At 62.1% G+C, this 20,941-nt stretch carries 15 protein-coding genes; 9 read left to right on the top strand and 6 right to left on the bottom strand.

Features of this window, described 5'->3' with window-relative positions:
• Positions 1–16: 16 nt before the first annotated feature.
• The 3 genes from SMD31_RS17150 to SMD31_RS17140 are packed head-to-tail and all read left to right on the top strand — an operon-like array spanning position 17 to position 2,608.
• Positions 17–1,018 carry an ABC transporter ATP-binding protein gene (locus SMD31_RS17150; RefSeq protein WP_320502146.1) on the top strand — a complete coding sequence of 334 codons (1,002 nt, stop codon included), beginning with the start codon at positions 17–19 and terminating at the stop codon, positions 1,016–1,018.
• Positions 1,018–1,788, top strand: a complete 771-nt coding sequence (locus SMD31_RS17145) for an L-iditol 2-dehydrogenase (protein WP_320502145.1) — start codon at positions 1,018–1,020, stop codon at positions 1,786–1,788. Before SMD31_RS17150 ends, SMD31_RS17145 begins: the two co-directional genes overlap by 1 nt.
• Positions 1,789–1,834: 46 nt before the next feature.
• On the top strand, positions 1,835–2,608 hold the full coding sequence (locus tag SMD31_RS17140) for an SDR family NAD(P)-dependent oxidoreductase (RefSeq protein WP_320502144.1): 774 nt from the start codon (positions 1,835–1,837) through the stop codon (positions 2,606–2,608).
• A gap of 127 nt (positions 2,609–2,735) precedes the next feature.
• Here the strand turns inward: SMD31_RS17140 and SMD31_RS17135 are convergent, their stop codons facing one another.
• From SMD31_RS17135 to SMD31_RS17125, 3 genes are all read right to left on the bottom strand, one after another.
• Complete coding sequence (locus SMD31_RS17135) at positions 2,736–5,906, bottom strand: efflux RND transporter permease subunit (protein WP_320502143.1); 3,171 nt, start codon at positions 5,904–5,906, stop codon at positions 2,736–2,738.
• A gap of 12 nt (positions 5,907–5,918) precedes the next feature.
• Positions 5,919–7,130, bottom strand: a complete 1,212-nt coding sequence (locus tag SMD31_RS17130; RefSeq protein WP_320502142.1) for an efflux RND transporter periplasmic adaptor subunit — start codon at positions 7,128–7,130, stop codon at positions 5,919–5,921.
• Between the two features lie 121 nt (positions 7,131–7,251).
• The gene (locus SMD31_RS17125) at positions 7,252–8,169 is read right to left on the bottom strand and encodes a LysR family transcriptional regulator (protein WP_320502141.1); all 918 of its coding nucleotides are present in this window, start codon (positions 8,167–8,169) and stop codon (positions 7,252–7,254) included.
• 208 nt (positions 8,170–8,377) lie between these two features.
• Between SMD31_RS17125 and SMD31_RS17120 the strand changes: the two genes are divergently transcribed.
• The 5 genes from SMD31_RS17120 (at position 8,378) to SMD31_RS17100 (ending at position 15,811) form a co-directional block, all read left to right on the top strand.
• Positions 8,378–9,397 (top strand): zinc-dependent alcohol dehydrogenase family protein, encoded by a 1,020-nt coding sequence (locus SMD31_RS17120; RefSeq protein ID WP_320502140.1) that lies wholly within the window; start codon positions 8,378–8,380, stop codon positions 9,395–9,397.
• A gap of 82 nt (positions 9,398–9,479) precedes the next feature.
• Complete coding sequence (locus SMD31_RS17115; protein WP_320502139.1) at positions 9,480–9,986, top strand: DUF1993 domain-containing protein; 507 nt, start codon at positions 9,480–9,482, stop codon at positions 9,984–9,986.
• A gap of 216 nt (positions 9,987–10,202) precedes the next feature.
• Positions 10,203–11,450, top strand: coding sequence for an efflux RND transporter periplasmic adaptor subunit (locus tag SMD31_RS17110; RefSeq protein ID WP_320502138.1), 1,248 nt, complete (start codon positions 10,203–10,205; stop codon positions 11,448–11,450).
• 15 nt (positions 11,451–11,465) lie between these two features.
• Entirely contained in the window at positions 11,466–14,627 is a 3,162-nt protein-coding gene (locus tag SMD31_RS17105) for an efflux RND transporter permease subunit (RefSeq protein ID WP_320502137.1), read from the top strand.
• Between the two features lie 164 nt (positions 14,628–14,791).
• The gene (locus SMD31_RS17100) at positions 14,792–15,811 is read left to right on the top strand and encodes a lipid A deacylase LpxR family protein (RefSeq protein WP_320502136.1); all 1,020 of its coding nucleotides are present in this window, start codon (positions 14,792–14,794) and stop codon (positions 15,809–15,811) included.
• Here the strand turns inward: SMD31_RS17100 and SMD31_RS17095 are convergent.
• Both SMD31_RS17095 and SMD31_RS17090 read right to left on the bottom strand, forming a co-directional pair.
• Positions 15,789–16,667, bottom strand: coding sequence for a hypothetical protein (locus SMD31_RS17095; protein ID WP_320502135.1), 879 nt, complete (start codon positions 16,665–16,667; stop codon positions 15,789–15,791). The genes SMD31_RS17100 and SMD31_RS17095 overlap by 23 nt on opposite strands.
• A 177-nt stretch (positions 16,668–16,844) precedes the next feature.
• A complete protein-coding gene (locus tag SMD31_RS17090; RefSeq protein ID WP_320502134.1) occupies positions 16,845–18,866 on the bottom strand; it encodes a hypothetical protein in 2,022 nt (673 codons plus the stop codon).
• 248 nt (positions 18,867–19,114) lie between these two features.
• Between SMD31_RS17090 and SMD31_RS17085 the strand changes: the two genes are divergently transcribed.
• Positions 19,115–19,798: an acylneuraminate cytidylyltransferase family protein gene (locus tag SMD31_RS17085; RefSeq protein ID WP_320502133.1), complete on the top strand. Its 684-nt coding sequence runs from the start codon at positions 19,115–19,117 to the stop codon at positions 19,796–19,798.
• Here the strand turns inward: SMD31_RS17085 and neuC are convergent.
• The gene (neuC, locus tag SMD31_RS17080; protein WP_320502132.1) at positions 19,769–20,941 is read right to left on the bottom strand and encodes a UDP-N-acetylglucosamine 2-epimerase; all 1,173 of its coding nucleotides are present in this window, start codon (positions 20,939–20,941) and stop codon (positions 19,769–19,771) included. The genes SMD31_RS17085 and neuC overlap by 30 nt on opposite strands.

Here is a 20,941-nt window from a genome sequence, read left to right as displayed (position 1 = left end):
ATCGGGGGACATTGATATGGGCAGCATCACCCTGCAGGGCGTGCGCAAATCCTTCGGCGCCCATGACATCATCAAAGGCGCCGATCTCGAGATCAAGGACGGCTCCTTCGTCGTCTTCGTCGGCCCCTCTGGCTGCGGCAAGACGACCTTGCTGCGCATGATCGCGGGGCTCGAGGATGTGACGGGTGGTGCCATCATGATCGACGGCACCAATGTCGTCGATGTGCCGCCCGCCAAGCGCGGCCTCTCGATGGTGTTCCAATCCTACGCGCTCTATCCGCATATGTCGGTGCGCGGCAACATCGCCTTCGGCCTCAAGATGGCGGGGCTTCCGAAGGCCGAGATCGACAAGAAAGTCGAGGATGCGGCCGCGATCCTCAATCTTACCAACTACCTGGAGAGGAAGCCGCGCGAGCTTTCCGGCGGCCAGCGCCAGCGCGTCGCCATCGGCCGCGCCATCGTGCGCGAGCCCAAGGCCTTCTTGTTCGACGAGCCGCTCTCCAATCTCGACGCCGCCTTGCGCGTGCAGATGCGCCTGGAGCTGACGCGCCTGCAGCGCCAGCTCGGCACCACGGCGATCTATGTGACCCATGACCAGGTCGAAGCCATGACCATGGCCGACCAGATCGTGGTCTTGAGTGCCGGCAAGATCGAGCAATCCGGTTCGCCGCTCGACCTCTATGAACGCCCCAACAATCTCTTCGTCGCCGGCTTCATCGGCTCGCCAAAGATGAACTTCATCACGGGCCGCCTCGCCGAGGAGAAGGGTGCCAAGACCATCGGCGTGCGCCCCGAACATCTCGGCGTCAACAAGCAGGGCCAAGGTTGGGTCGGCTCGGTGGCGGTGGCCGAGCATCTCGGTGCCGACACGTTCCTCTATGTCGATGTGCCGGAAATCGGCACCCTCACCGCCCGTTGCTCCGGCGAGATGGCGGTCAAAGTCGGCGACAGCGTCGGCCTGGTGCCAGATGAGACGCGCCTTCATCGATTCGACAGTGACGGGAAGGCGATCCGCTGATGAAGCTGGCTGGCAAAGTCGCGGTGGTAACGGGTGGCGCGCGCGGTATCGGCGCTGCCATTGTCGAGGCCTATGTGGCCGAAGGGGCAACCGTCGCCATTGCCGATCTCGCGCAACATGACGGTGAGGCGCTGGCCAAGAAGCTGGGGCCCAAGGCCTTTTTTGTGACGCTCGACGTCACCAAGCAGGCCTCCATCGACGACATGGTAAAGGCTGTGGTCACACGTGCCGGTGGCATCGACATCCTGGTCAACAACGCCGCCGTCTTCGATCTGGCGCCCATTGTCGAGGTCAGCGAGAAAAGCTGGGACTTCCTCTTCGACGTCAATGTGAAGGGCCTCTTTTTCACGCTGCAGGCGGTGGCAAAGCAAATGATCGCGCAAGGGCGCGGCGGCAAGATCGTCAACATGGCCAGCCAAGCGGGGCGGCGCGGCGAGGCGCTGGTCTCCGTCTATTGCGCGACCAAGGCGGCCGTCATCAGCCTCACGCAATCGGCGGGGCTCGATCTCATCAAATACAAGATCAACGTCAATGGCATCGCGCCGGGTGTGGTCGACACGCCCATGTGGGGCGAGGTCGACGCGCTGTTTGCAAAGTATGAAAAAAGACCCCTGGGAGAAAAGAAGCGGCTTGTCGGGGAAGCCGTGCCGTTCGGTCGCATGGGAACGCCGCAGGACCATACCGGTGCCGCCGTGTTCCTCGCCTCGGCCGATGCGGATTACGTCGTCGCCCAGACACTCAATGTCGATGGCGGCAATTGGATGAGCTGAAAGCGCGTGACCCGCGCGGCTCTTATAGGAACAGAGAGAAGCCAAGATGTATCTCAACAAATTCAAGCTCGACAATCGCGTGGCTCTGGTGACCGGCGGTGGCCGTGCGATCGGCCTTGCCTGTGTCGAAGCGCTGGCCGAAGCCGGCGCCAAGGTCGTCATCGCCGACAATGACATGAAGGTCGCCGCCGAAGGCCAGGCGGAGATGAAGAAGAAGGGCTACGACGTCGACGTCGCTGAGATGGACGTGACCAAGACGGCGCAGGTGAATGAGGCCGCCGACAACGTCGTGAAGCGCTATGGCAAGATCGACATCCTGGTCAACAATGCCGGCATCGCGCGCAGCGAGACGCCGGCGGAGACGGTGACAGACGAGCATTGGCTCAACGTCATCGACGTCAATCTCAATGGCACCTTCTGGTGCTGCCGCGCCTTCGGCAATCACATGCTGAAAGCCAAGTCCGGGTCGATCATCAATATCGGCTCGATGTCCGGCTTCATCGTCAACAAGCCGCAGGAACAGGCCTTCTACAATGCCTCGAAGGCCGGCGTGCATCACCTGACCAAGTCACTGGCCGCCGAATGGGGCACCCGCGGCGTCCGCGTCAACGCCGTGGCGCCGACCTATATCAACACGCCCTTGAATGCCTTCGTGAAGTCGAAGCCCGCCATGTATGACGCCTGGATCGGCGGCACGCCGATGGCGCGCCTCGGCGAAGTGGAAGAGATCGCCTCGGTGGTCTTGTTCCTCGCCGGCGACGCCGCCAGCCTCATGACCGGCAGCGTCGTTGTTGTCGATGGTGGCTATACCTGTTGGTAAGGGCGCGGATCCAACCCCTCACCCCGACCCTCTCCCCGCTATCGCGGGGCGAGGGAGTTACGGCCGAGCGGTTCCTCTGAGCCCCTCGCCCCGCTTGCGAGGAGAGGGGTTGGGGTGAGGGGGCTTCTTACTCCGCCGGCTGGTGTGTCACCGTTGCCGCCGGCTTCCGCCCCTCGCCGATCTTCCTGATCAGCGAATAGAAGACCGGTGTCAGCAGCAGGCCGAAGAAGGTGACGCCGAGCATGCCGGAGAAGACGGCCACACCCATGGCGTGGCGCATCTCGGCACCGGCGCCGGTCGAGGTCACCAAGGGAACCACGCCCATGATGAATGCGATCGACGTCATCAGGATCGGGCGCAGACGCAGCTTGCAGGCTTCGAGCACCGCGGCGATGCGGTCCATGCCTTCCTCCTGCTTGTCCTTCGCGAACTCGACGATGAGGATGGCGTTCTTACATGCCAGACCGACAAGGACGATGAGGCCGATCTGGGTGAAGATGTTGTTATCGCCACCCGTCCACATGACACCGGCGATCGCCGAGACCAACGTCATCGGCACGATCAGGATCACCGCCAGCGGCAGGCCCCAGCTTTCGTACTGCGCCGCCAGCACCAGGAAGGCGAGGAGCACGCAGAGCGGGAAGACGAAGAGGGCGGTATTGCCAGCGAGGATCTGCTGGTAGGTCAGTTCCGTCCACTCATAGGTCATGCCATTGGGCAGTTCCTGCGCCAGCAGCTTTTCCATGGCCGCCTGTGCCTGGCCCGAGGAATAGCCTGGTGCGGCACCACCATTTATCTCGGCCGTGATGAAGCCGTTATAGTGGCTGACGCGATCGGGGCCGGCGGCGTCCTTGACCTTCACGAAGGTCGAGAGCGGCACCATCTCGCCCTGGTCGTTCCTGACCTTCAACTGGCCGATCTGTTCCGGCTCCAGGCGGTATTGCTGGTCGGCCTGGACATTGACCTGGAAGGTGCGGCCGAAGCGGTTGAAGTCGTTCACATAAAGCGAGCCGAGATAGGCCTGCATGGTGTCGAAGATATCGCTGATCGCGACACCATGGGTCTTGGCCTTCTCGCGATCGATGTCCGCGTCGATCTGCGGCACATTGATCTGGTAGGAGGAGAAGAGGCCGGCAAGCTCGGGCACCGTTTGCGCCTTGGCGAGGATGTTCTGGGTCTCCTTGAACAGCTCCTCGTAACCCAGCTGCGCGCGGTCTTCGATCTGGACGCGGAAACCGCCGATGGTTCCCAGGCCTTGCACCGGGGGCGGCGGGAAGATGGCGATGAACGCATCCTGGATCGAGGCGAACTGGCCGTTGAGGGCCCCGGCGATGGCGCCGGCCGATTGTGACGGGTCGCGCCGTTCGTCGAAGGGCTTCAACGAGACGAAGACGATGCCGCTGTTGGGGCTGTTGGTGAAGCCGTTGATCGAGAGGCCCGGGAAGGCCACGGTGTCGAGTACGCCCGGATATTTGAGGGCCATGTCCGACATCTTCTTGATCACGTCCTCGGTGCGGTCGAGGCTCGCCGCATCGGGCAGCTGCGCGAAAGCCACCAGATACTGCTTGTCCTGCTGCGGCACGAAGCCGGTCGGCGTGTTGGCAAAGCCGGTCCAGCCCAGGGCCACGAGGCCCACATAGACGAAGAGGGCGATGGCGGAGCCGCGCAGCACGCGGCGCACCGTGCCGACATAACCGAAGCTCATCTTCTCAAAGGCTTTGTTGAAGGGACGGAACAGCCAGCGCCCGAAGAGGAAGTCGAGAAAGCGCGAGAAACCGTCCTTCTTCTCGCCATGGCCTTTCAGCAGATAGGCCGCGAGCGCCGGGGAGAGGGTCAGCGAATTGAAGGCCGAGATGACCGTCGAGATGGCGATGGTCAGCGCGAACTGGCGGAAGAACTGGCCGGTGAGGCCGGAAATGAACGCGGTCGGAATGAAGACCGCGCACAACACCAGGGCGGTCGCAACAATCGGCCCGGTCACTTCCTTCATCGCCCGCTTGGTCGCATCGACGGGTTTTAGCCCCAGCTCAATATTGCGCTCGACGTTTTCGACGACGACGATGGCGTCATCGACGACGATGCCGATGGCCAGCACCAGGCCAAAAAGCGACAGGGCATTGAGTGAGAAGCCGAAGAAATGCATCACCGCGAAGGTGCCAATGAGGGAGACCGGCACGGCCGCCAGCGGAATGATCGAGGCGCGCCAGGTCTGCAGGAACAGCACGACGACGAGGACGACGAGGGCAATCGCTTCAAGGAGGGTGTGGACGACCGCCTCGATCGACCCGCGCACGAAGATGGTGGGGTCATAGACGATCGAATAGTCGACACCTTCCGGGAATTTCTGCTTCAGCTCGGCCATCTTGGCGCGGACAGAATCGGAGAGGGCGATCGCGTTCGAGCCCGGCCGCTGGAAGACCGGAATGGCGATGGCCGGCTTGTTATTGAGCAGCGAGCGCAGGGCATATTGGTTGGAGCCGAGTTCGACGCGGGCGATATCGCGCAACCGCGTGATTTCGCCATTCTCGCCGACATGAATGACGATGTTCTGGAATTCCTCCTCGGTAACGAGGCGGCCCTGCGTGTTGATCGAGAGCTGGAAAGAATTGTCGCCGGGCGAGGGCGGCGCGCCCAAGGAACCGGCTGCCACCTGGCGGTTCTGCTCGCGGATCGCCCGCACGACGTCTGTGGCGGTGAGGCCGCGGCTCGCCACCTTGGTGGGATCCAGCCAGACGCGCAGCGAATACTCGCCGAGACCAAAGAGCTGCACGTCGCCGACACCGTCAAGACGGCTGAGCTCGTCCTTCACATTGAGGAGCGCATAGTTCGACAGATAGAGCATGTCATAGCGGTTATCCGGTGACAGCAGATGGACCACCATGGTGAGATCGGGGGTGGCCTTGTCGACGGTGATGCCGATGCGCTGCACTTCTTCGGGCAATTTGGGCAGGGTGCGCGTGACGCGGTTCTGCACCTGGACCTGGGCGTTGTCGAGATCGGTGCCGAGCGCCAGGGTAACCGTCAGGGTCATCTTACCGTCGGCGGTCGATTGCGAGGACATGTAGAGCATGTTCTCGACACCGTTGATCGCCTGTTCCAAGGGGGCGGCGACGGTCTCGCCGATGACCTTCGGGTTGGCGCCGGGGAAGGTGGCGCGCACGACGACGGTCGGCGGCACGACTTCGGGATATTCGCTGATCGGCAGCTGGAACAGCGAGATGGCGCCGCCGATCAGGATGATCAGCGACAGCACCGCGGCAAAGATCGGCCGCTGGATGAAGAATTGCGAGAAGTTCATGAAAAGCGGTCCTTAGTTCGCGGCGGGCGCCGGCTCGGCGGGCTTTTCAGCGACCTGCGTGGTGCCGGCGGCGGTGGTGAGCTGGCCCAGGGTCTTCTCGTCGGCCATCGGCACGGTCTCGGCATTCACAGCCGAACCGGGACGGGCGCGCTGCAGGCCGTTGACGACGATCTTCTCGCCGGCCTTCAGCCCAGAGCGGACGATGCGCAGGCCGTCGAGCTTGGGGCCAAGCTCGATGCTGCGATAGGCGACCTTGTTGTCGGGCCCCAGCACCAGCACGAATTTCTTGCCGAGATCGGTGCCGATGGCGGAATCGCTGATGAGGCTTGCCATGTAATTGGCCGACCCCACCAGTTTCAGGCGCACATAGAGGCCGGGTGTGAAGACGCCGTCCTTGTTGTCGAAGACGGCGCGGCCGCGCATGGTGCCGGTCTTGGGGTTCACTTGGTTGTCGAGGAAGTCCATATGGCCCTGATGCGGATGGCCTTCCTCATTGCTCAAGGCCATCTGCACCGGCGCCGCTTGCCCGATGGCACCGGCGCGGGTGAGGTCCTCGTATTTCAGGTAGATGCTCTCGTCGATGTCGAAATAGGCATAGACCTTGTCGATCGAGACGACGCTGGTGAGGCGGCTTTGATCGGCCTGCACCAAATTGCCGACGGTCATGTCGGCGCGGCTGACGCGGCCATCGATCGGCGAGCGGATCTCGGTGAAGCCGAGGTTGAGGCGCGCGATGTCGAGCTGGGCTTGCGTCGCACCGACGATGGCGCGGGCTTCAGCCGCCGTGCTGTTGCGGGCATCGGCTTCTTCGGTGCCGATGATCTTCCCCGCACGCAGGGCCTCGCCACGCTTGGCTTCGCTCTGGGCGCGGTCGAGGCTGGCCTTGGCCTGCGCCACTTGCGCCTCGAGGCGCTTCACTTCGGCAGCGAAGGGACGGGGATCGATCTGCACGAGAAGGTCGCCCTTCTTCACCAGGGCACCCTCTTCGAAGGCGATCTTGTCGATATAGCCGGAGACGCGGGCGCGAATGACGACCGATTCCGGTGCCTCCAGGCGGCCGGTCACCTCGTCCCATTCATTCACTGGGTGCTGGATGACCTCGGCGACGCTGACTTGCGGCAGAGGGCGGTCCTGCACGGCGGCTTGTGGTTTCTCGCACGCATTGAGGGCGAGAAGGGCCAAAAGACCAACGGCGATATACCCAGACTTTGGTGGGAAATGCATGACCTGCTCCGACGGATGGATTCCAATATCGGGGCAATGTGCGGTCATGTTGCCGCAGGTGCGAATAGAACGGGGTGAAGGTGATTATCGACAGGAGTGATGGGATAAGGGAAACCGAGCCTTAGCGTGATGATTCCTCATCGCCCACAAACATGGTGATGCGCGAGCGCAGCCATTTCTCTGCCGGATCATTGTCTTGCGCCCCGCGCCAGGCCATCGAGAGCGAGCCCGGCGGCAGTTCGACCGGATGGTCCTCGATGCGCAATCCACCACTGGCGGCCAAAATTTGGGCCGTGTAATCCGGAACGGTGGTGAGGATATCGGTGCCGGCCAGCAGGGTGCCAAGCCCGTTGAATTGCGGGACGGCCAGCACCACTTGGCGCGAGCGGCCGACCTTGGCGAGCTCGTTATCCACATAACCGTTGAGGTCACCGGCAAAGGAGACGATGGCGTGGGGCCGCGCGCAATATTCATCCAACGTTAACTTGCCTGGCTTGGTATCGGCGCGCAGAAGCTTCGCGCGGATGCGCCGCACGGTCTTCTTTTTGGCATTGGCCGGAAGCTCGTCGAGAAAGCTCACCGCCACCGAGATTTCCCCCGATGAGAGCATGCCCGGCGCCAGCAGGTAATTGACGCGCCGGATCACCAGGATGACACCTGGCGCCTCGGCCCGGATGCGGCGCAGAAGCGGCGGCAGCAGGCTGAACTCGACATCGTCGGAAAGGCCGATGCGAAAGACGTTGGTGGCGGTCGCCGGGTCGAATTCCTGCGAGGCGCTGAGGGCCGTGGAGATCGAATCCAGGGCCGGCGACAACATCGCGAAGATCTCGGTTGCGCGCGCGGTCGGTTCCATGGAACGGCCGGTGCGGACGAAGAGTTCGTCATTGAAAAGGGTTCGCAACCGCACCAGCGCGGCGCTGATGGCGGGCTGGCCCAGGAACAATTTCTCGGCCGTTTTGGTGACGCTGCGCTCATGCATCAGCGTCTCGAAAACCACCAGCAGGTTGAAATCGACGCGCCGGAGATCGTTGCGGTTCATGGAATGTCCAGCATTTGCACTGCAAAATAATGACCGGATCGCGTCGACCTGCCAATATTCTTATCAGAATCGGGCATGTGCACTATCGACCGGGGTGAATGGTTATGGCTCTTTGTCGCGATTAGATATGAACTGCATCATAGTGGCATCCCGGATCCTGCGGTGGGGAACCGGACATGGGTGCCGATAAAGGGTTGAAGGTTTGAGCATGTCCCGAATGATCCGCTTCCACCAATTTGGGGAAGCAGACGTCCTGCAACTGGAAGAGGTGCCGACCCCCAAGCCGGGCGCTGGCGAGATCCTCATCAGGGCGGAGGCGATCGGCGTCAGTTGGGATGACATCCTGTGGCGTCAGAATTTGGGTGCGGAACAGACCCAGCTGCCGGCGGGAATCGGGTCGGAAGTGGCAGGCGTGGTCGCGGAGCGGGGCGAGGGGGTAACCGACCTCGAGATAGGCGAGAAGGTCGCGACCTTCAAGGCGCATACGCCCAACAAGTACCCGGCCTATGGCGATTTCGTCCTGATGCCGCGCGAAGCGGTGACCGTCTATCCGGCCAGCAACACCTTTACCGCCGCGGAAGCTTCCGTTCATTACACGCCGCTGCTCTCGGCCTATTTTGCCCTGGCGCATGTGGGTGGGCTGCAATCGGGGCAGAACGTGCTCGTGACCGAAGCCGGGCGCTGCATCGGCGGCGCCATGGTGCAGATGGCCAAGGCCTTGGGCGCCCATGTGGTGGCCGCCACCAAGAGTGCCGAACCGCATGACATTCTGTTGAAGCTCGGCGCGGACAAGGTGGTCCTCACCGACGAACAAGACCTGTCGCTGGCCGTCGGCAGCTTCACCCATACCAAGGGCGTCGAGGTCGTGGTCGATGGCTGCGGCGGCAACCAGATGGCGCTCTTGGGTGATGTCGCGGCACCTTGCGGCAAGCTGATCCTCTATGGCCTCGACGGCGGCAACGGTGCGGCCTTTCCGGCCTGGGCGGCGTTCCGCAAGCATCTGCAGTTTCATCGTTTCTCGCTGCTCGATTACACAGGCCATGCCGAGCTCGGCATCAAGCCGAACTGGCCCGCGGTCAACGCGGCCCTCAAAGAGATCAACGAAATGACCGCGCGCGGGCTATTGTGGCCGATCATCGACCGCAAATTCGCCTTCACCGATTTCGTTGCGGCACATCGGCATGTGGAAGCCTTCCCCTTTAAAGGCCGTGTGATCTTGGAGATATAGGCAATCGCGGGCGAAATTCCTCGCCCGATCCTCTGCGATTCTTTCCCGATCCTCTCAAATAATGCCGCTTAAAGAGGTTCTCATGGCTTTCTCGATTTACCGCGCCTCGATCCCCGTTCTCATCCGGGGCTTCGAGAATCTCACCGATATCCTCAAAAAGGGCGAGGCCTTCGCCGCCGAGAAGGGCTTGGCACCGGGTGACCTGCTCGAGGCCCGGCTCTATGAGGACATGCACAATCTGATCAAGCAGGTGCAGCTTGCCTCCGATAGTGCCAAGGGATGCGGCGCAAGGCTTGCCGGCATCGAGAATCCGAGCTTCCCGGATGAGGAGAGCAATTTCGCCGAGCTTCATGCACGCATCGGCAAGACGGTGGATTTCCTGAAGACGATCTCCGAGCGCCAGCTCGACGGCGCCGAGGCGAAGACCATCACGATGAAGGTGCGCGGGCGCGAGCTGAATTTCACGGGCGCGGATTACCTGCTGAACTTCGCGCTGCCCAATTTTTACTTTCACGTGACCACGGCCTACGACATCCTGCGGCACAAAGGCGTTCCCTTAAGCAAGCTGGATTATCTCGGCAAGCTCTGAAGAAGCGTGTCGTTGAAATCCGTCATCCCCGGGCGAAGACCCGGGGATCCACGGCTCAGCGGCGAGAGTGGATGCCCGGGTCAAGCCCGGGCATGACGGTGATGGAAGACGCGCCCCACTTATCCGCACACTGATTGTGGAAATGCTGCATTGCATTGACGAAAGTGCGCGGAGCTTGAGATGATGACCTCACCAGATATCTGAGTGGGGGCCGGGATGACTGATCCGACAAGCACATCTGAGCCTGCGGCCATATCTGCGCCCCACACGCCGCCGCGTCACAGTCCGCGTTGGATCATCGGCATTCTCTGCCTCGGCGCTGTCGTCTTCGGCGGCGGCTATTACTTCTTCCAGCATTACCAAGGCAGCATGACGCCGGCAGCAGCTGCGGCACCCGCAGCGCCGCCGCCGGTGACGGTCGCCAAGCCCTTGGTCAAGGAAATCACCGAATGGGACGAGTTCACCGGCCAGTTCGCGGCGGTGGATTCCGTCGAGATCCGGGCGCGCGTCAGCGGCTATCTGGAATCGATCCATTTCACCGATGGGCAGATGGTGAAGGAGGGGGACCTCCTTTTCGTCGTCGATCCACGACCCTTTGAAATCACGCTGACCTCGGCGCAAGCGGCACTCAATTCGGCGCAGGCGCGTTTCGACCTCGCCAAGCAGCAGCTGGCGCGCGCGGACAAGCTGAAGAAGAGCGATTTCGTGTCGCAGAGCACCTTCGACGAGCGGCAGCAGGAAATGCTCTCGGCGGCCGCCGATGCCGAAGTCGCCAAGGCCGCGATCGCCTCCGCCAAGCTCAATCTCAGCTTCACGCGCGTGCTGGCGCCGATGTCGGGGCGCATCGGCAATCACCAGGTGAGTGTGGGCAATCTTATCACCGGTGGCGATGGCGGCGATGCCATGGCCCTTGCCACGATCGTCTCGCTCGATCCGATCCATCTCAATTTCGACGTCAGCGAGCAGGACTTCCTCGCCTATCAGCGCGCGGCTGCGTCCGGGCGGTTGACCTCGGCGCGCGACCAGAAGCTGAAAGTCTCGGCGCATCTCACCGACGAAAAGGATTGGCCGCTGCAGGGGACCATGGATTTCGTCAACAACGAGGTCGACCGCACCACCGGCACCATTCGAGCCCGCGCCGTCTTCCCCAACGAAAAGCTGCTGATCACCCCGGGCCAGTTCGGCCGCGTGCGCATTCCGGGGTCCGACCCCTATGATGCGGTCCTCATCCCCGACAGTGCGATCCTGTCCGACCAGTCGCAAAAGATCGTCATGACGGTGGCGGGAGATGGGACGGTAGCGCCACGTGTGATTCGTCCGGGGCCGCTCATCGACGGCTTGCGCGTCGTGCGCGAAGGGCTGACCGGCGATGACCAGATCGTTATCGATGGACTGCTGCGGGCGCGCCCCGGTGCCAAGGTGGCGCCGACGGTCGGCAAGATCGACGCCAAGCCAGAAAACTAAGGAGCGCTCAGCCCCATGCGCTTCTCGCATTTTTTCATCGAGCGCCCGATCTTTGCGACGGTCCTCTCGGTCTTCGTGACGCTGGTCGGCGCCGCCGCTTACGTGACACTGCCGGTGGCGCAATACCCTGAAATCGCGCCACCGACGATCGAGGTGCGCGCGAGCTATCCCGGCGCCTCGGCCGAAGTGGTCAGCAACACGGTGGCGACGCCGCTGGAGCAGGAGATCAACGGCGTCGAGAACATGCTGTACCTGACCAGCCAAGCGACCGGCGACGGCAATCTGGTGGTGACGGCGACCTTCAAGCTGGGCACCAATCTCGACATCGCCCAGGTCTTGGTGCAGAACCGTGTCTCGGCCGCCGAGCCACGCCTGCCGGAAGAAGTGCGGCGCATCGGCGTCACGGTCAGGAAGAACTCGCCCGATCTGATGATGGTGATCCACCTCACCTCGCCGGATCAATCGCGCAACCAGCTCTATATGTCGAATTACGCGACCCTGCAGATCAAAGACGTGCTGGCGCGCCTCGATGGTGTCGGCGACGTGCGCATCTTTGGCGCCCGCGACTATTCGATGCGCGTGTGGCTCGACCCGGAGAAGATCGCGGCGCGCAATCTCACCGCGACCGAGGTCGTGACAGCACTCCAGGCGCAGAACGTGCAGGTCGCTGCCGGTGCCTTGAACGCGCCGCCCGTGCCGACGACCGGCGCCTTCCAGCTCAACATCGAGACCCTGGGCCGCCTCTCGGATCCGCGCCAATTCGGCAATATCGTGGTCAAATCCGAGCCCAACGGCGCCATTACGCGTATTCGCGATGTCGGCCGCGTTGAGATCGGCGCCCAGGATTACAGCACCAACTCCTACCTCGACGACCGGCAGGCGGTGGCGCTGCTGATCTTCCAGCGACCCGGCTCCAACGCGCTGGCGACGGCCGACACCGTGCTGAAGACGATGACCGAGCTCTCGAAGAGCTTCCCCACGGGCCTCAAGCACAGCATCGTCTACAACCCCACCGAATTCATCGCCGAATCGGTGCATGAGGTGATCAAGACGATCTACGAGGCCGTGATCCTGGTCGTCTTCGTCGTCATCCTGTTCCTGCAGAGCTGGCGTGCCTCGCTCATTCCCATTCTTGCCATTCCGGTGTCGCTGATCGGCACCTTCACGGTGCTGGCGGGCCTTGGCTACTCGCTCAACAACCTGTCTTTGTTCGGGCTGGTGCTGGCGGTCGGCATCGTGGTCGATGACGCCATCGTCGTGGTTGAAAACGTCGAGCGCAATCTGCGCCTCGGGCTCAGTCCGCGCGAGGCCACCAAGCGCACCATGGACGAGGTGGGCGGCGCGCTCGTCGCCATCGCGTTGGTGCTCTGCGCGGTCTTCATCCCGGCAGCCTTCATTACCGGCATATCCGGCCAGTTCTTCCGCCAGTTTGCCGTCACCATCGCAGCGGCGACCGTGATCTCGTGCTTCGTGTCGTTGACGCTGTCGCCGGCGCTCTGCGCTGTGCTCTTCAAGCCGCATGATCACAACCCGCCACGCGGCAACATCCTCACGCGCGGCATCCGCGGCTTTTTCGGCGGCTTCAACACGGTCTTCGATCGCTTGTCCGGCGGCTATGGCTCGCTGACAAGGCGATTGGTGCGGCTTTCGGTGCTGATGCTGGTCATTTATGCGGGCCTCATCGCGCTCACCGGCTGGCAGTTCAACCGCGCGCCCACGGGCTTCATCCCGCAGCAGGATCAGGGGTATCTCATCACCGTGCTGCAATTGCCGCCGGGATCGTCATTGGAGCGCACCGACGCCATCGTGCGGCAGGCGGCGAAGATCATTCAAGGCACCGAGGGTGTCGCGCATGCCGTGCAGTTTGCCGGTTTCGACGGCGCCACATTCACCAATGCGCCCAATGCCGGCGCCATCTTCGTGCCCATGCTGCCCTTTGCCGAACGCGCGGCGATGGGCCTCAGCGCCAATGTCATGTTGCAGAGGCTGCAGAAGAACTTGAGCGCCGTGCAGGGCGCCTTCATCATCGTCATTGCCCCGCCGCCAGTGCGCGGTATCGGCAATGCCGGCGGCTTCAAGATGATGGTGCAGGACCGGCGCGGCCGTGGCCTCGCCACCCTGGAGGAGGCTGTGCACGACATCATCGGCACCGCCAACCAGACGCCGGGCTTGATGGGCGTCTTCTCGCTGTTCAACACCAAGACGCCCAAGATCTATGCCGATATCGACCGCGCCAAGGCGGAGATGCTGGGCGTCTCGGCGGACCAGGTGTTCAAGACCCTGGAGGTTTATGTCGGTTCCAGCTTCGTCAACGAGTTCAATTATCTGGGTCGCACCTACCGTGTCACGGCGCAGGCCGATGGCGCTTTTCGCCAGAGCCTGCATGACATTGCGAATTTGAAGACGCGCAACATGGCGGGCGACATGGTGCCCTTGGGCGCCGTGGCAAGCTTCAACGACATGACCGGCCCCTACCGCGTGCCGCGCTACAACCTCTATCAGGCTGTGGAAATCCAGGGCAGCACGCAGCCGGGCTATTCGGCGGGCTATGGTCTTGAGGAGATGGAGAAGATCGCCACCGCCACCTTGCCGGACGGTTTCGGCTTCGAGTGGACCGAGCTTGCCTATCAGCAGAAGCTCGCCGGCAACACGGGTCTCCTCGTCTTCGGCGCCGCCGTGGTCTTCGTCTTCCTGGTGTTGGCGGCGCAGTATGAAAGCTGGTCCCTGCCGCTCTCGGTCGTGCTGATCGTGCCGATGTGCCTGCTGGCCGCCGTTTCCGGGCTCCTTTTCCGCAGCATCGAGGTCAACATCCTGGCCCAGGTCGGCTTCGTGGTGCTGATCGGCCTCGCCGCCAAGAACGCCATTCTCATCGTCGAGTTTGCCAAGCAGGCGGAAGACGAGGGCATGGACCGGTTCGCCGCAGCAACACAGGCGGCGCAATCGCGCCTGCGGCCGATCCTGATGACGTCCTTCGCCTTCATCCTGGGTGTGCTGCCGCTGGTGGTGGCGCAAGGTGCCGGTGCCGAAATGCGCCAGTCACTGGGGACGGCCGTCTTCTATGGCATGATCGGGGTCACCTGCTTCGGCCTCATCTTCACCCCGGCCTTCTATGTGGTGGTGCGGAAGTTCGCCAGGAAGGGTGCGCCGCCCTTGGCCGAAGCCCCGCATGCGGAATGAGCTGCGGCATCGCAACACGTTGATGTGAATTGCTTTAAAGGGCAGCTTAGGCCCCTTTGTCAGGAAACGGACGGCGCTCTCGGGAACTTTCGGGGGCAGCGCCCGTTCTTGACACTCGATCATTCCAGCCCGGCATTCCAATCGGGCCTTCCAGTCGGGACACCATGCCGCATCATATCCGTGCGCTTCGCCGCCTTACGCCGCTTCTGTTATGCCTCCTCGCGGCGCCCGCTTTTGCCGACGACGACGGCCGCATCACGCTGACGGAAGAGAACGATTCGATCTATTTCGACGACGATCAGGCCTATACGCAGGGTTTCGAATTCGTCTATCTCGGCCCCGATGTGGCGGCCGACAGCGGCTGGGCGGCGCCCTTCAACGGGCTTACCGGCATCGGTCTCTTTGGCAACGGCAGCGAAGTCTCCAGGCGCTATCAGGTGATCTTCGGGCAGAGCATCTTCACGCCGGAAGATACCAGCCTCGAGGATCCCGAGCAGGACGACCGGCCCTATGCCGGCTGGACCTATGGGGGCTTGAGTTTCATCCAGGACACGGACCGGCGGCGGCTCGATCACCTGGAATTGCTGGCTGGCATCGTTGGGCCGGCGGCGCAGGGTCGGCCGGCACAGAATGACTGGCATCAGTTCATCGGCGTCGACACCGCCGAAGGCTGGGACCACCAGCTGCATAACGAGCCCGGCATCATGCTGACCTATGAACGGAAATACCGCTTCATCCAGCCCCTCATCGGCGGTTTCGCGGTCGATGCCATTCCGGAAGCAGGCGTGACGCTCGGCAATGTCATGACCTATGGCGAGGTCGGCACGCTGCTGCGCTTCGGGCGCAATCTCGAGGCCGATTACGGCCCCAACCGCATCCGCCCGTCGCTCAGCGGCACCAGCTATTTCAACGCCGATTACCTGGAAGATCCGTTCGGCTTCTACTTCTATGTCGGCGCGCAAGGGCGTGCGGTGGCGCAGAACATCTTCCTCGACGGCAATACGTTCCGCGACAGCCGCGATGTGGACAAGGAAATCTTCGTCGGTGATCTCACCGGCGGCGTGGCGCTCTTCTGGTCGAATTCCGTGAAGCTCGATGCCGGCTTCACCTATCGCACGCAGGAATTCGAAGGCCAGGACGAGAACGCAAAATTCGCCAACATCAACCTAACGGTAGGGTTTTGACCGACGAGACCCATTTGGCAATCCGTGCCGTCAGCGACTTCCAACCTGGCGCAGTGCCATTGCGGCGTTTCGTCTTGATATCCGGGTTGGCGGATTTCGAGTAGTTGTGCAGATATGCCGCATCGATAGGCAAAGTATATTCTTTGGCGATCGCGTCCAAGGCAAGAAGATCCGCCTCAATCTCCGATTGAGCGACCTTAACGCCCTGGCCAGCAGCTTCATAATAGCGATCGAAGATCGGTAGAATTCTTTGCCAGAAGGCTATCGGCGCAATCTTCACCTGCGTATCGCCGCTCTCCGGCTTTACGGCAGATGAGGCGTGCCCGCGCCACCAGTTCATGGACGCCTTGGGGTCCTCAGGCTGATAAGCGCCGATTGAATCCCACCAGACGTAAGCATCCTTCGGTGGCTCGATTTCCAGGAAGCGCCAGACGGCATCAACGATTTGCTGATTTCGATTGAGGAAATCGGAGAACCGGACATGCAGCACTTTCTCGACCTGGAAGCTTTCGATGAAATGCCTGGTGTACTGAACAGCCAGTGGGACGATGTTGTGGTCGCATTTGTATTCGGCGCGGATGCTGTCTTTCGCCAGCCATTCCGGCAAGTGCCGCACGCTGAAGATGACGTTGGCGCTGCCGACCCGGCGCGAGAAGCCATTCTCAATGCCGACGAATTTGTCACCGAACATCCGGCGCGCATGCCCGCGCGCACTCAGATGGGCGTGGGCGCGCCGGTAGTTCTCCAGCGGATCGACATTGTCGCTTTTGAAGAACGGCGTCAGATCGGCGTGGGCGCGCAGCAGCTTTCGCCCCCAACGCGATATCTCCTTGCCGTTCAGCTCGACCTCGCACATGACGAGGGCGTCCGGATGACTGTTCAGGAGGCCGCACAATGCCGTGCTGGCAGTCTTTGGTCCACCGATAATGAAGACCAACCGGGCGTCGAGGGGCTTCGTCGATGTGGGCAATTCTGGCACTTTTGTAACCTCGTTAGACTTCCGGATTGAGCGACAGCGACCGCAATGTGCCGCTCAGTAGCCCCACATATGCTGAAGCGAGACGGCGCCGGCATTCGACACCGTTAGAATTTGGCAATTGATGTCCGCCTCATATGACGTTGCCAGGATTGCGCCGACTCCAGTGGCGCCCAAGAAGCCCTCTATGTCCGGCCACAGGGCATCCAACCAGATGGTGCGCGAGGTGAAACTGGGGACCGGGACCTCGGCCTCGCGCGATTGGCCCAACAGATTGAAGACGGTGATCTTGAGCATGGCCGTGCCATGATAGGCCGTCCGGCCGCTGGCATGGACGGCGACGACGCTGGTCCGGAAGCCGCCACTGCTGCGTGCCCTTGCGACCAGATTCGTCCGGCCGATGACCGAACCCATCGGCCCGGCGAAATGAGCGGCACTGGATACCGACAAACCCACATTGCGCCAGCTCGTCTGCCCTTCCGTGACGTCCCAATCCCCGGACCCGCGATGTTTGACGACATGCTCAAACTGCGTCTTGAAGCCTTTGCGGCGGATGCCGATGCGCTCAAAATCCGGCGTCAGCATCACCAGCGAGACTCGCGCGTCATCGGCGACATGCGGCAGTTCATCGGTAAAGACCGCTTCGTCGCGGTCCTTGTGATAGGCGTGCTGAGCGATCGGTCGGCCCTGCGCGTCGAATGTGTGCAGGATGAAATCGCGATAGGGCGGATTGGCGCTGCTGCAATTGAAACCAAAAGAAATCAGATCGTTGTTGCGGGCCACCGGCAAGGCATAGGGTTCGATGAAATAGCCGGCGCCGATCAGCTGGCCTATCTCTTGGCGTTCTGCCTGATCCATCGGAATCACAGGCAAGGGCGATACCGGAACACTCGCATGATGATTGCCGGAAATCGTTCCGCGCCCGCCCGGACCATTGGCATGGCCAAGTGCGAACCAGTTGGATCCGCCATAGCCGGCATAGTTCCAGCCGACATAATGCTTGTCGACCAGACTGCCGCTATCAACAACGGCCTGATCGATCCGATAATCCTTGTGCCGTGTCGTCGTGCTTGTTTGTTCGTCTATGGTCGTCAGCAACGCTGAATCGACCATATCCCGTTCATAGTTCGGAATGGTCAAAACCACGTCGCTGTTCCGGAGGTCGTCGGTTGCCAAGCGAAACTCAAACTTGTGCGTCGCTGGCCGATTGAACTCGTGCAGGCCATGCAGGGTGGTGAGAGAGTCGCCCCAAAATACATCACCGCATACCCGCAGCCGGTTATGCCGGCCTCGCGTGAGGGCAGGGGCATGCACGAATGTCAGGAAAGAGGCGGCTTCGGTTCGGTCAGGAAAGAAATCGGACAGACGAAGGGTCAGGCTCTGGTTCGGGCCGAGAATGCGGTAGAGGCGCTTCTGATCCCGCCCGCAGCAGATCTCGATCCGAAACTGCAGCGGGTCCTTGATGCCGAAGAAGTGCTCAAAGTGATTGAAGAGCAGGATCTGGGCATCGGAGGCCTGCGCCGGGACAGGAAAAGTCCCGCCACAAAACTCCCAATCATTCGCCACCCAATGAACCGGGCGGTTGGGATCGGCGGCAAACATGCGGGCGACGGCGATGCGATAATTCGCTGCAACCTCGGTGCCGCCGCAAATGACCGCTTCAAAGCTGCCGAGCGCGACGTCGCCTGGGTTGGCTGCACCGGCCACGACATCGCGGATATTGCACGATGCCCAGCTCAAGGCGCATTGAGGGGCTGCCAGGGCGACATCGTCGTGGAATTCCTTGGAGCCGACAACCAGGACCTTCTTGTGGCCGTCCGCAATCAGTCGCTTCACAACGCTGTCGAGGGTTTGCGAGACCCGCGTCTGAAGTGCGTGGTCGTTCTGGCGCTGCCGTTTTTTATCGGCCTTGCCCTCAGCCGGGCTGCCTCGCTTCACCCATTTCGACAGCATTTCTATGATCATCTGACTGGCCCATCTGCTCGAATTCGCCGCGCTGCATGGTTGATCCCTCTTGGAGCAGGCGCCTAATGCATCATATGATGAACAGATAGACAATTTAGGTTGGCTCGGAAACAAAAAAAGTGTGAAAAAGTCATATGTAGAGGGAATTTATTGGAACTTTAGCGGTCGTATTTGGCGTGCGTTTTTCGAGATGCATAGGTTGCCAAGCATGGCCTTTAAAAGTTGTATAAATTTGTGTCTGCGTATCTCAATGATAGCTATATTTGGAGTAGTGATGGCGCGAACGATAATAGCTGTCGCGTCATCCCGACCGGTTGCTTGACCAAAGGCGGGGGCATCAGTTGAACGGGAATGTCGTTGCCATGATCTTTGCGCGTGGCGGGTCAAAGGGGGTGCCGCGCAAGAATGTTAGGCCCCTGGCCGGCCGGCCGCTTATTGCACACGCAATTGATGCGGCGCGGCATGTGCCGGCGATCGGCCGGGTGGTCGTCTCGACGGATGATGCCGAAATCGCCGCGGCTGCCCGCGCCGCCGGTGCCGAGGTGCCGTTCATGCGCCCGGCGGAACTGGCAACGGATGGTGCCGCGGAATGGCTGGCCTGGCGACATGCCATCACGGCGCTGCGCGATGCCGGCGGCAAGATCGATCTTTTCGTCTCGGTCCCGGCCGTTTGCCCCTTGCGCACAAACGCCGATATCGAAGCCTGCATCGCGCGCTATGAACAGGGTGATGCCGATCTGGTGATGACGGCCATCGAAGCCAAGGCCAATCCTTATTATACACTGGTTGAATTGGACGCCGCCGGGGCACCACATCTGGTGAAGCAGCCACCGGCGAGCTTGAGCGGCCGCCAGCAGGCGCCCAAGGTCTTGCAGCTGGTGGCCGGCTGTTACGTGGCGAGCCCGGATTTCATCCTGGCGCAGCCGGGAATCTGGGCCGGGCGTTTGCGCCTGGTGGAGATTGCCGCAGAGCATGGCGTCGATATCGATACCGAGATCGACTTTGCGCTCGCTGACCTACTTCTCACCCGTCGCGGGCAGATCTAGGAAGCTCTTGTAAACCAGGCTCTGCCAGTCCGGCAGGTTCTTCAGCACATCGACGATCCGTTCCGAGGCCTTGCCATCGCCATAGGGGCTGATGGTGCCCTTTGGGCTTAGGCCGAGCGCGCGCTTGATCGCGGCCGCAATCGCATCGCGCTGCGGCGGGCAATCGATGACCGAACTGGCGCGCAGCCGCCCGTCCTGACGGCGGCCGATATTGACGGCCGGCACATCCCAGCTCGGCGCTTCGTAGAGACCGCTCGACGAGTTGCCGACCATCGCCGCGGTGAGGCGCAGCAGGCTTTGGAAGCGCGTCGGCCCCAGCGAGGGATGGCAGTGGGCGAGCGGGCGGCTGCTGGCGAAGGCCACCAGCAACTCGTTGATCCGGGCCCCCTCGGCATCGGCATTGGCGAAGGTGAAGACGAGGCCGATATCGGCCGGCAACCCGCCCAGGGCCGCCAGCAATTCGCCCACCTGGTCGAGGCTCGGCACCGGGTCCAGCGTTGCCGGGTGAAAGGTCACCAGCAGAAAGCGTTCCGGCAGGACGTGGCCAAGGTTCGCCTCGAGTTCGGCGCGCGGCAGGAGCTCGGCGCGCTTGATGAAATCGATACCTGTCGAGCCGACGTTGAAGATGCGTTCCGGCATCTCGCCCAATTGCCGCAGCCTTTGTGCCGCATCCTGATTGGTCGGGAAATGCAGGCTCGCCATCTTGGCAATCGCGTGGCGAAACCCGTCATCGAGGGCGCCGTTGGAGACGTCGCCGCCGCACAAATGGGCGATGGGAATGCGCAGCACGAAAGCGGCCTGCGCCGCAGCGAAAGTCTCGAAGCGGTCGCCCAGCACCAGCAGCAGATCGGGCTTCAGCCGGCTCAGTGTTTCAGTGAAGCCGATGATTCCGCGCCCGATGGCACGGGCCGTCTCCTCGGGACTGTCCTCGGGTCCTTGTGTCGGCACCCGAGCCGCGATCTCGAAGCCGTCCGCAGCGAACTGGTCGACGGTGTTGCCGAAGGCCGGCAGCAGATGCATGCCCGTTACCGCGACCTCGAGACGGAAGCTCGGCTCCGCGCGGAGCAGCCGCAGCGGCCAGACCAGCAGGCTGTAATCGGAGCGGCTGCCGGAAACCGCCAGGATATGCCGCTGTGCCGCCAT

The organism is Dongia rigui (genome assembly GCF_034044635.1).
Classification (GTDB): domain Bacteria; phylum Pseudomonadota; class Alphaproteobacteria; order Dongiales; family Dongiaceae; genus Dongia; species Dongia rigui.
The sequence above is the reverse complement of the archived record's forward strand: the minus strand, read 5'-3'. Positions and strand labels throughout refer to the sequence as shown.